Annotated in this window: 9 protein-coding genes; all 9 read left to right on the top strand. The window is 35.1% G+C overall.

The genetic code is table 11. The annotated features are described in order from the left end of the window. Entirely contained in the window at positions 1-1,953 is a 1,953-nt protein-coding gene (locus E9099_RS04250) for a penicillin-binding protein (protein WP_136585130.1), read from the top strand. Continuing rightward, positions 1,950-3,413 carry a UDP-N-acetylmuramoyl-L-alanyl-D-glutamate--2,6-diaminopimelate ligase gene (locus E9099_RS04245; RefSeq protein WP_136582469.1) on the top strand — a complete coding sequence of 488 codons (1,464 nt, stop codon included), beginning with the start codon at positions 1,950-1,952 and terminating at the stop codon, positions 3,411-3,413. Before E9099_RS04250 ends, E9099_RS04245 begins: the two co-directional genes overlap by 4 nt. Before the next feature lie 56 nt (positions 3,414-3,469). After that, on the top strand, positions 3,470-4,702 hold the full coding sequence (gene mraY, locus E9099_RS04240; protein ID WP_136582468.1) for a phospho-N-acetylmuramoyl-pentapeptide-transferase: 1,233 nt from the start codon (positions 3,470-3,472) through the stop codon (positions 4,700-4,702). A 1-nt stretch (position 4,703) separates the two neighbouring features. After that, positions 4,704-6,035, top strand: coding sequence for a UDP-N-acetylmuramoyl-L-alanine--D-glutamate ligase (gene murD, locus E9099_RS04235; RefSeq protein WP_136582467.1), 1,332 nt, complete (start codon positions 4,704-4,706; stop codon positions 6,033-6,035). Positions 6,036-6,155: 120 nt separating this feature from the next. Next, the gene (locus E9099_RS04230) at positions 6,156-7,361 is read left to right on the top strand and encodes an FtsW/RodA/SpoVE family cell cycle protein (RefSeq protein ID WP_136582466.1); all 1,206 of its coding nucleotides are present in this window, start codon (positions 6,156-6,158) and stop codon (positions 7,359-7,361) included. 9 nt (positions 7,362-7,370) lie between these two features. Continuing rightward, a complete protein-coding gene (gene murG / locus E9099_RS04225; RefSeq protein WP_136582465.1) occupies positions 7,371-8,477 on the top strand; it encodes an undecaprenyldiphospho-muramoylpentapeptide beta-N-acetylglucosaminyltransferase in 1,107 nt (368 codons plus the stop codon). Further along, a complete protein-coding gene (murC, locus tag E9099_RS04220; RefSeq protein WP_136582464.1) occupies positions 8,477-9,829 on the top strand; it encodes a UDP-N-acetylmuramate--L-alanine ligase in 1,353 nt (450 codons plus the stop codon). The genes murG and murC overlap by 1 nt, the downstream gene beginning before the upstream one ends. Before the next feature lie 16 nt (positions 9,830-9,845). Then, positions 9,846-10,538 (top strand): cell division protein FtsQ/DivIB, encoded by a 693-nt coding sequence (locus tag E9099_RS04215; RefSeq protein ID WP_240788950.1) that lies wholly within the window; start codon positions 9,846-9,848, stop codon positions 10,536-10,538. Between the two features lie 3 nt (positions 10,539-10,541). Then, on the top strand, positions 10,542-11,867 hold the full coding sequence (gene ftsA, locus E9099_RS04210; RefSeq protein WP_136582462.1) for a cell division protein FtsA: 1,326 nt from the start codon (positions 10,542-10,544) through the stop codon (positions 11,865-11,867). Positions 11,868-11,887: the final 20 nt, after the last annotated feature.

Here is an 11,887-nt window from a genome sequence, read left to right as displayed (position 1 = left end):
ATGTTCGTCTTTGGGGTGCTTGTGGTTGTCAAATTGTTAACCATTCAGATCGTTCAGGGGGATGAGTATAGAGCGCTTGCAGATAAGCGTGCTATAAAGAATGTTGTTATTCCTGCTAATCGCGGTAATGTGTATTCTTCAGACGGTAGCTTGTTGGCAACATCAATTCCTAAATATGATATTTTGTTTGATGCGGTAACACCATCGGATAAAAATTTTAAAGCCAATTTAATTCCTTTAAGTGAAGCCTTATCTAAATATTCTGGAAAGCCAACAACGTTTTATAAAAAAGAATTAGGAAAAGCAAGAGCTAATAAAAACCGTTATTTTTTATTGGCTAGAAATATTGGGTATTCAGGTTATTTGAAATTTAGAGAATTCCCTTTATTGAAATTAGGAGCGTTTAAAGGTGGGCTGATTGTTGAACAAAAAGTAAAAAGAGAGCATCCTTTAGGTGAAGTTGCACAGCGTACTATTGGGTATGAGCGTACGGATGATGATGGTAATGTGACCAGAGCTGGGATTGATGGTGCTTTTGGTGTTGATTATTTAAGAGGGAAAGACGGGCAGCGTTTAAAGCAGAAAATAGGAAAAGGGCAATGGAAGCCTATTGTTGATTATGATCAAGTAGAACCTAAAGATGGGTTTGATGTGTATACCACTATAGATGTAAATATCCAAGATATTGCGCATCATGCTTTGTTGGAACAATTAGAATTGTATGAAGCGGAACATGGAACAGTTGTCGTTATGGAAGTGGCTACTGGAGAGGTTAAAGCGATTTCTAATTTAGGAAAAACAAAATCGGGTTACTATTATGAGAAACGGAATTATGCGGTTTATGAGTCTCATGAGCCAGGATCTACTTTTAAGTTAATGGCCTTAATGGCGGCGTTAGAGGATAAGAAAATAGATACTTCAGATATTATAGATACAGGTAATGGGTATAAAGTGTTTTATGGTAGGGGAATAAAAGATTCTCACGGAAATGGTAAGATATCTGCTGCTAAGGTGTTAGAGGTGTCTTCTAATATTGGGATGGCAACCATTATAAATAATGCGTATGCTAAGGATCCAAAGCGCTTCTTAGATATTTTAAGTCGTTGGAATTTAGATAAAAAATTAGGGATCTCTATAAAAGGAGAAGGAGAGCCGATGATTCCAAAACCAGGTGATGATAAATGGAGTCGTAACGCATTGCCGTCTATTGCCTACGGTTATAATTTAAGGTTAACGCCATTGCAGACGCTTACCTTTTATAATGCAGTTGCTAATAATGGTGTTATGGTTAAGCCTCGATTTATAAGAGAGGTTAAAGAGTTGGATAAGCAGATTGAGTCTTTTGAGAAATCAATAATTAATCCAAAAATATGTTCTGATGCCACATTAAATGCTGCTAAGGAGATGCTTAAAAACGTGGTGATAAGAGGGACAGGGCGTTCTTTGTATTCTGATTATTTTTCAATGAGTGGGAAAACAGGGACCGCAAGAGTAGAGTATTGGATGGACGACTGGGCGCGTAACCCAAGGTATATATCGTCTTTTGCTGGTTATTTTCCGTCGGATGAGCCTAAATACTCTTGTATCGTAATTATACATAAACCGAGTATTAAAAAAGGATTTTATGGTGCGGATGTGTCTGGTCCGGTGTTTAAAAAAATAGCACAAAAAATATTTACAGATACGCCTTTAATTGATCAGGTCGCGTCTTTAAATGTTGATGATAAGGCTGTGGATAAGGAGTATGAAGGCTATTATAAAACGGCTAATAAATATAAAACAATCATGCCTGACGTAACGGGTTTACCTGTTATGGATGCATTGGCTTTATTGGAAAACATGAACATTAAGGTTAGTGTTAGTTGTAAAGGTATAGGGACGATTACAAGTCAGTCTGTAAATAAGAATACTAAGTTAAAGAATAATCAAATTATAGTTTTAGAAGCCTCGTGAATTTATTAAAAGACATATTATATAAGGTAACGTTAGACGCGGTAGTGGGTAGTACTGATATTATGGTGCATAATATTCACTTTAATTCGCAAGATGTGGCTGTGGGCGATGTGTTTGTGGCTATTAAAGGTAGTATTACAGATGGGCATCAGTACATAGATAGTGCTATAAAACAAGGGGCTATTGCTGTGGTTTGTCATGTGCTTCCAAGTGATATGGCTAAACATGTTACTTATATTCAAGTCGATGACTCTAGTCGTGCATTGGCTATTATGGCTGCTAATTTTTATGGTAATCCGTCGGAAAACTTAAAGTTAGTAGGAGTTACGGGTACAAACGGTAAGACAACAATTGCATCGTTATTATATCAGTTGTTTAAAAAAGCCGGGTATAAAGTAGGCTTGTTGTCTACTGTAAAAATAATGGTGGATAATACGGAGCATGCAGCAACGCATACGACGCCAGATTCGCTAACGATTAATGGGTGTTTGAAGAAGATGAATGATGAGGGAGTGGAGTTTTGCTTCATGGAAGTTAGCTCTCACGGAATTCATCAAAACAGAACCTTAGGATTAAAATTTGAAGGCGGGATTTTTACTAACCTGTCTCATGATCATTTAGATTATCATGACACGTTCGCAGAGTATAGAGATGTTAAAAAACGTTTTTTTGATGAGTTGCCTAAAACGGCTTTTGCATTAACAAATGGTGACGATAAAAATGGGAGTGTCATGCTTCAAAATACCAAAGCAAAACAATATACTTATGCTTTAAAAACGTATGCGGATTATAAAGCTCAAATTTTAGAAAATCAGTTTAATGGTTTGTTGTTAAAGCTTAATGATAATGAAGTGTGGATTCGGTTAATTGGAGAATTTAATGCTTATAATATTTTGGCAATTTTCGCTACTGCGGAATTGTTAGGTCTTGAAAAAGAAGAAACGTTACGATTGATTAGTGAGTTAGAAAGTGTGAGTGGTCGTTTTCAGTTTTTAATCTCTGAAACAAACATTACGGCTATTGTGGATTATGCACATACGCCTGACGCATTGCAAAATGTGTTACAAACAATTAATGATATCAGAACTAAAAATGAAGATGTTATTACAGTAGTTGGTTGTGGAGGAGATCGTGATAAAACTAAAAGACCGAAAATGGGACATATTGCGTCAGCTTTAAGTACAAAAGTCATATTTACAAGCGATAATCCGCGTAGTGAAGTTCCGGAAACCATTATTGAAGATATTGAAAAAGGGGTGGAGCCTCAAAATTTCAAAAAGACGTTGTCTATTGCGGATAGAAGGCAAGCTATAAAAACCGCTTGTCAGTTAGCAAATCCTAATGATATTATTTTGATAGCAGGGAAAGGGCATGAAACCTATCAAGAAGTGAAAGGGGAGCGATCTGATTTTGATGATTTCAAAATAGTGAAAGAATTTTTAAAACAATTACAGAAATAAGTATTGTCACCTCTTAGATAAACGGAGCGTCACAATAAAAATAAAATATTAAAAGAATGCTATATTACTTATTCGAATTTTTAGAAAAAAACTACCAATTTCCAGGGGCTAGTGTGTTTCAATTTATCACATTTAGAGCAGCTTTGGCAATTATTATCTCATTGTTGTTTTCTACAATTTTCGGTAAACGTATCATATTGGCTTTACAAAGAAAGCAAGTAGGAGAGTCTGTTAGGGATTTAGGGTTAGATGGTCAGTTAGAGAAAGCAGGGACGCCTACAATGGGTGGTGTTATTATAATCTTAGCGACTTTAATTCCAGTATTGCTGTTGGCCAAATTGGATAATATCTATGTGATCATGTTAATTGTGACTATGATTTGGATGGGGGCAGTTGGTTTTACGGATGATTATATTAAAGTATTTAAAAAAGATAAAGCAGGACTTAGTGGTAAGTTTAAAGTTTTAGGTCAAGTCGGACTTGGTGTTTTTGTAGGTGCAGTCATGTATTTTCATCCAGGGATAACTATTAAGACGGAAAAAGTAAATCCTGTTTATGAAACCGAATTGATTACTCAGAACTCTGCAGGAGAATTTAATGTGCCAGAGAAATCTCTAAAAACAACCATCCCTTTTGTAAAGGATAATGAGTTTGATTATACAAATTTGGTCTCGTGGATGGGCGATGATTATGCTAAATATGCTTGGTTAGTGTTTATTCCAATTGTTATTTTTATAATAACAGCAGTGTCTAACGGAGCTAATTTAACAGATGGTATTGATGGGTTAGCTGCGGGTAGTTCTGCAATTATCGTATTTGTGCTCGCGATCTTTGCTTTTATATCAGGTAACATAGTGTTTTCGGATTATCTCAATGTTATGTTTATTCCTAATTTGGGTGAGGTCGTAGTGTTTATAGCAGCTTTTGTAGGCGCTTTAATTGGTTTTTTATGGTATAATACTTATCCGGCTCAAGTATTTATGGGGGATACGGGTAGTTTGACTATTGGAGGTGTTATAGCGGTTATAGCAATTGTAATTAGAAAAGAATTGCTGATTCCATTGTTGTGCGGGATCTTCTTTGCAGAGTCCTTATCGGTGATACTGCAAGTGGCTTATTTTAAGTTTACAAAAAAGAAATATGGCGAAGGGCGACGCATTTTTTTAATGGCGCCTTTACATCATCATTATCAGAAAAAAGGATATCACGAAAGTAAAATAGTCACTCGATTTTGGATTGTAGGGATTATTCTAGCAATACTGTCTATAGTAACCCTGAAATTAAGATAAAATGAAACGATTAGTAATACTTGGAGCTGGAGAAAGTGGTGTGGGTACTGCGCTTTTGGGTAAAGCGAAAGGTTATGAGGTGTTTGTTTCGGATAAAGGGAAAATAAAAGAAAAATACAAAAAGGTTCTTATACATAATGAGATTGAATGGGAGGAAGAGCAGCATACAGAGGCTAAAGTTTTAAATGCTGATGTGGTGATGAAAAGTCCTGGAATTCCTGATAAAGTTGCAATAATACAAGCGCTTTTAAATAAAGGGGTATCGGTAATTTCTGAAATAGAATTTGCAAGCCAATTTACTAAGGCGACTATTGTGGCTATTACGGGAAGTAATGGTAAAACAACAACTGCAATGTTGACGCATCATTTGCTAAAGCAGGAATTGGAAGTAGGGCTTGCAGGTAATATTGGAGATAGCTTTGCAAAGCAGGTTTTAGAACATGATTTTGATAATTATGTTTTAGAGATAAGTAGTTTTCAGTTGGATGGTTGTTTCAACTTTAAACCGAAAATTGCAATAATAACCAACATTGTACCAGATCATTTAGATCGTTACGATTACAAATTTGAAAATTACATTGCTTCAAAATTTAGGATTACAAAAAATCAAACAAAAGAGGATTATTTGATTTATGATGCAGATGATGAGGTGATTTTAGAATACATAAAAAACAATACTATTCAAGCTACATTAGTACCGTTTTCATTGACAAAAACAATTGAAAATGGTGCGTATTTGGATAACGATAATATAATAATAACAATTGATAATAATCAGATAATTATGCCAACAGAAAATATCGCTCTAAAAGGAAAACACAATGTAAAAAATGCGATGGCTGCTTCGACAGTGTCACATTTATTAAATATAAGAAAGCAAACGATCCGTGAGAGTTTGGAAAACTTTCAAGGTGTTGAGCATCGTTTAGAAAACGTACTTAAAATTAACAAAGTACAGTATATAAACGACTCTAAGGCAACTAACGTTAATGCAACTTATTTTGCATTGGATAGCGTGTCGTCACCAACAGTTTGGATTGTTGGAGGTGTTGATAAAGGGAATAGTTATAATGAATTGTATTCTTTTGTTAACGAAAAAGTAAAGGCGATTATCTGTTTAGGTGTTGATAACGAAAAGCTGTTGGCAAGCTTTGGAGAAATGGTTGATGTTATTGTAGAAACACAGTTTATGAGTGAAGCTGTAAAAATAGCCTATAAATTAGCTGAAGCTGGTGATACTGTTTTATTGTCTCCTGCTTGTGCTAGTTTTGATCTGTTTGAAAATTATGAGGATAGAGGGCGTCAATTTAAAGAAGCTGTAAGAAATTTATAAAGGATGCTATCATTTTAAAACAAGTAAAGGGTTGATTTTTAGAGTGGTGCAATTTAGAGTAAAAAATAAATAAATAATGACGCCTAAAAAGGGCGTACAGACGTATAATTATAAATAGAAGTGCAACAAGTATTTAACAACATAAAAGGAGATCGATTGATTTGGGCAATAGCTGCATTATTAGCTATTTTCTCATTTCTTCCTGTATATAGTGCTGCTAGTAATTTGGTTAATATTAGTGGTGGTGGTAGTACTTTTTCATATTTCGTGAAACACTTTATGCACTTGTTTTTAGGGTTTTCTATAATGTATGGCGTCCATAAAATACCATATAGGTATTTTAGAGGGTTATCCATGGTTATGATGCCTGTTGTGTTTATGTTATTGATTTTAACGTTCTTACAGGGTACAACTATTGGTGGGGCTAACGCCAGTCGTTGGATACGTATACCGTTTGTTAATATGTCCTTTCAGACCTCGACGTTGGCAGCGGTTGTTTTGATGGTTTATATTGCACGGTATTTGTCTAAGATTAAAGATAAAACGATTTCGTTTAAGGAGTCTATATTGCCACTTTGGACACCTGTATTTGTCATATTAGCATTAATTTTGCCTTCAAATTTTTCAACAACAGCAATCATTTTTGTAATGGCTTGTGCGTTATTGTTTTTAGGAGGCTATCCATTACGATATTTAATAGCAATGGGATTTGCGGGACTCCTTGGGTTAACGATGTTTGTTTTAGTGGCGAAAGCTTTTCCGGAAGCTATGCCAAATCGTGTCGATACGTGGATAAGCAGGGTAGAAAGTTTTTTGAATGGAGAGGACTCAAAAGAGGATTATCAAATAGAGCGCGCTAAAATAGCAATTGCTTCGGGAGGTATTGTTGGTGTGGGCTCTGGAAAAAGTGTTCAGAAAAACTTCTTGCCACAATCGTCTTCAGATTTTATTTATGCAATTATTGTAGAAGAATATGGTTTGTTTGGAGGGTTTGCATTAATGATCTTGTACATGTGGTTGTTGTTTAGGATAATAATAGTGTCTCAAAAAGCAGACACCTTTTTTGGTAAGTTACTTGTCTTAGGTGTTGGTTTGCCTATTATTTTTCAAGCCATGATTAATATGGCGGTGGCGGTAGAGCTGTTTCCTGTTACGGGGCAGACGTTGCCTTTAATTAGTAGTGGTGGAACCAGTATTTGGATGACTTGTATGGCTATTGGGATAGTGTTAAGTGTTAGTGCAAAAAGAGAAGAAATTATTAAAAAAGAAAAAGCAACTGACGTGGATAGCTCGTTAGACGTTTTGTCGGAAGCATTAGAAGATTAAAATATAACAGTGAATAGTAAAAATAAAACATATAAAATTATTTTATCAGGTGGTGGTACAGGGGGGCATATCTATCCTGCGATAGCTATTGCTAACGAGTTAAAGTCGCGCTTTCCAGAAGCTGAGTTTTTGTTTGTAGGTGCAGAAGATAGAATGGAGATGGAAAAAGTGCCTCAAGCTGGTTATGCTATAAAAGGCTTATGGATTACCGGTATTGAGCGTAAGTTGACGCTTAAAAATATGATGTTTCCATTTAAATTGATTAGTAGTTTATGGAATGCTAGAAAAATTATAAAACAGTTTAAGCCCGATGTTGCTATTGGAACAGGTGGGTTTGCAAGTGGTCCTTTATTGCAAATGGCGTCTTTAAAAGGAGTGCCAAGTATAATACAAGAACAGAATTCGTATCCAGGAATTACAAATAAGTTGTTAGCTAAAAGGGTGGCAAAAGTGTGTGTTGCTTACGATGGTTTAGAGCGCTTTTTTCCTTTAGATAAAATTATAAAAACAGGTAATCCTGTGCGTCAAGATTTATTAGATATTTCTTCTAAAAGAGACGCGGCAATAAAACATTTTGGTTTGGTTGAAGGTAAGCAGACCTTACTTGTTTTGGGAGGAAGTTTAGGGGCTAAAGCAATTAACGAATTGATGGTTGATGAGCTAGACTTTCTGCAAACATTAAATGTTCAAGTAATCTGGCAATGTGGTAAGTTATATTATCAGACCTATAAGTTATATGGTAATACTAAGCATGTTCAAATCCATGAGTTTATAAATAAGATGGATTATGCGTATGCAGCCGCAGATTTTATTATCTCACGTGCTGGAGCAGGTTCTGTAAGCGAGTTGTGTATTGTTGGTAAGCCTGTCGTATTTGTGCCTTCTCCGTATGTGGCAGAAGATCATCAAACAAAAAACGCAAATGCAATAGTGGATGAAAATGCGGCTTTGTTAATTGCGCAAGACGATTTAAAAGTAGATTTTAAAAATAAATTTGGACAACTAGTAGCTTCAAAAGAAAAACAAGAACAATTAAGTAAAAATATAAAAAAGTTAGCATTGGTAAATGCAACAAAAGACATTGCGGACGAGGTTGAAAAATTGCTAAAAAAATAATGAATTTAAATACTATACATAACGTTTATTTTATTGGCATCGGAGGTATCGGTATGTCTGCTATTGCGCGCTATTTTAAAGCTAGTGGTAAGCAGGTGTCTGGTTATGATAAGACGCAAACAGATATTACTACTAGTTTAGAGGGATTAGGTATAGCTGTGCATTTTGAGGATGCAATAGTTAACATTGAAGATCAATATTTAAACCCAGAAAGTACAGTAGTAGTTTATACGCCTGCAGTGCCTAAAAGTCATTCGGAACTACGCTATTTTAAAGATCACGGTTTTAAAGTGTTAAAACGTTCTGAGATTTTAGGATTGATAACAGAGCATACATTTTGTTTAGCAGTCGCTGGAACACATGGTAAAACAACGACGACCAGTATTTTGGGTCATTTGTTAAATGAATGTGATATTGAGTTAACTGCTTTTTTAGGTGGTATTAGCGAGAATTATAATTCTAATTTAATACTTAACGGAGATCAGGTTAGCGTGGTAGAGGCTGACGAGTTTGATCGTTCGTTCTTGACTTTAAGTCCCGATATGGCTTGTATCACATCTATGGATGCAGATCATTTAGATATTTATGGTGATGCTTCAGAATTAATAAAAACCTTTGCGGATTTTTCTAAAAAATTAAAACCTAATGGGAAGCTATTCGTTAAAAACGGGTTGCCTTTAAAAGGAATTACTTACGGAATAGAAGATGATGCAGATTATTCTGCTCAAAATATAAGAATAGAAAACGGGGTGTATGTTTTTGATGTCAAAACGCCAGAAACAGTATTGAAAGATTTTAGATTTAATCTGCCAGGGCGGCATAATTTATCTAATGCGTTAGTCGCTTTAGCAATGTCTTTAGAGTATGGTGTTTCTGCTTCAAAATTAGCAAAAGCATTGACGTCCTATTTAGGCGTGAAACGTCGATTTACTTATCAAATTAAAACGGATGAGTTAGTGTTTATTGATGACTACGCGCATCATCCTGAGGAGATTAATGCGGTGCGTCAAGCGGTAAGAGAAATGTATCCAAATGATAAGGTTGTTGCTGTTTTTCAGCCACATTTATTTTCTAGAACAAAGGATTTTACTGAGGAGTTTGCAAAAAGTTTATCACAGTTTGATGAAGTTATCTTATTGGATATCTATCCCGCAAGAGAATTACCTATAGAAGGAGTGACATCGGAATGGTTATTGAGCTTAATTGAAAATGATAACAAAAAATTAGTATCAAAAGCGGCACTAGTAGATACTATAAAACAAAGTGAAGCAAAAATTGTTTTAACAATAGGTGCGGGTGATATTGGAGCAGAAGTTTCAAAAATAAAAAAAGGATTGCTTAATGAAGATTAATTGGAACTATATAAAAATGGCAGTACTACTAGGTTTAGTAGTGTTTTTGTATGCGTTTTCTTCAGTAAGAAATGCTAAAAGGATCGTATCAAAGCCACATGTCGAGTTTATAGGTAATAAAAACTTATTTATTACGCATGAGGATGTTAGTAAGTTGTTAATACAAAATCAGCATTATGCTACCAACGAGTCTAAAGAAATTTTAGATTTGAATGTTTTGGAAACGACTCTAAATGAAAACCCAATTGTCGAGTTTGCAGATGTTTATGTTAGTGTGTCTGGAGATTTAATAGCTAAGGTAAAACAAAAAATGCCTATTGCCAGAGTCGTATCTAGTACCTCTTTTTATGTAGATAGTAATGGTGGTTATATGCCATTGTCAAAAAACTATACAGAACGTGTTCCAATCGTGACCGGTTTTGTGGATAAAAAGGACTTGATTAGGATTCATGAAATAGCAACAAAAATTCAAAATGACGAATTTTTGAAAAAACATGTGGTACAAATTCAACAAAACAAGAATAATACTATAGATCTTAAGTTAAGACAGTGTAGTTTTGTAGTCAAAATAGGTGATTTAGAACAATTGGATAAAAAGATCAATAATCTAAAGGCTTTCTACCTAAAAGCTACGAAAGATAAAACCTTAAATAATTACAATACAGTAAATTTGCAATTTGGGAGTCAAGTTGTGTGTACAAAAGCATAAGTTATGGAACAGAACATTGCAGTAGGACTAGATTTAGGAACCACAAAGATTGTGGCTATGATTGGTCGTAAAAACGATTATGGTAAAGTTGAAATTTTAGGTATTGGTAAGTCTAAAAGTTTAGGTATCCATCGTGGTGTTGTTAATAATATAACGCAGACTATACAATCTATACAGTTGGCTATTCAAGAAGCAGAAGCTGCAGCATCATTTAAGATTGATGGTGTAACGGTTGGTATTGCTGGGCAACATATTAGAAGTTTACAACATAGTGATTATATCACTAGACCTGATAGCGAAACTGTTATTGATGAGGACGATATAGATCGTTTGATTAATCAAGTACATAAATTGGTAATGTTGCCTGGAGAAGAGATTATCCACGTGCTGCCTCAAGAATATAAAATTGACGGTCAAGCCGAAATAAAAGAACCAATAGGGATGTATGGTGGACGTTTGGAAGCTAATTTTCATGTCGTTGTTGGACAAGTATCGTCTATTAGAAACATTGGGCGTTGTGTACAAAGTGCAGGATTAAGTTTAGATGGTATTACTTTAGAACCTTTAGCGAGTGCCAATGCGGTTTTAAGTCAAGAGGAAAAAGAAGCAGGTGTAGCGTTAATTGATATAGGAGGAGGAACAACGGATTTAGCCATTTTTAGAGATGGTATTATCCGTCATACCGCAGTCATTCCTTTTGGAGGAAACGTGATAACGGAAGATATTAAAGAAGGGTGTTCAATAATAGAGAAACAAGCCGAATTACTTAAAATTAAGTTTGGAAGCGCATGGCCAGGAGAAAATAAAGATAACGAGATTGTGTCTATTCCCGGTTTAAGGGGGCGTGACCCAAAGGAGATTACCTTAAAAAACTTGTCTAAAATAATACATGCAAGAGTTGTAGAGATTATTGAGCAAGTGTACGTAGAGATAAAAAACTACGGACATGAAGAACAAAAAAAGAAACTAATAGCTGGTATTGTTTTAACTGGTGGAGGAAGCCAATTAAAACACCTTAAGCAATTAGTAGAGTATATTACGGGTATGGATACTAGAATAGGGTATCCAAACGAGCATTTAGCAGGAGATAGTGACGACGCTATAACAAGTCCATTATTTGCCACAGCAGTTGGTTTAGTGATGGATGGTCTAAAACGTCAAGATCGTAAAAAAGCGGAAGCTATAATTGAAGAAGAGATTCAGGCACTTGAAGAAGCAGTCGAAGAAACTCCAGAAATAGAACAAATAGAGCCACCTAAAAAACAACGTAAGTCGTTTTTAGATACGTTAACAGAAAGAGTAAAAGACTTTTTGGATAACGCAGAATAATAAAAGTAAAAAGTAAGCGA

The sequence above is a fragment of the Psychroserpens sp. NJDZ02 genome (genome assembly GCF_004843725.1).
Classification (GTDB): domain Bacteria; phylum Bacteroidota; class Bacteroidia; order Flavobacteriales; family Flavobacteriaceae; genus Olleya.
Note: the sequence above shows the minus strand (reverse complement) of the source record. Positions and strands in the feature narration are given on the sequence as shown.

Coding starts and splice junctions, on each gene's coding strand:
- E9099_RS04250 (WP_136585130.1), top strand. CDS start 1: ATGTTCGTCTTTGGGGTGCTTGTGGTTGTCAAATTGTTAACCATTCAG.
- mraY (WP_136582468.1), top strand. CDS start 3,470: ATGCTATATTACTTATTCGAATTTTTAGAAAAAAACTACCAATTTCCA.
- murD (WP_136582467.1), top strand. CDS start 4,704: ATGAAACGATTAGTAATACTTGGAGCTGGAGAAAGTGGTGTGGGTACT.
- murC (WP_136582464.1), top strand. CDS start 8,477: ATGAATTTAAATACTATACATAACGTTTATTTTATTGGCATCGGAGGT.
- E9099_RS04215 (WP_240788950.1), top strand. CDS start 9,846: ATGGCAGTACTACTAGGTTTAGTAGTGTTTTTGTATGCGTTTTCTTCA.
- ftsA (WP_136582462.1), top strand. CDS start 10,542: ATGGAACAGAACATTGCAGTAGGACTAGATTTAGGAACCACAAAGATT.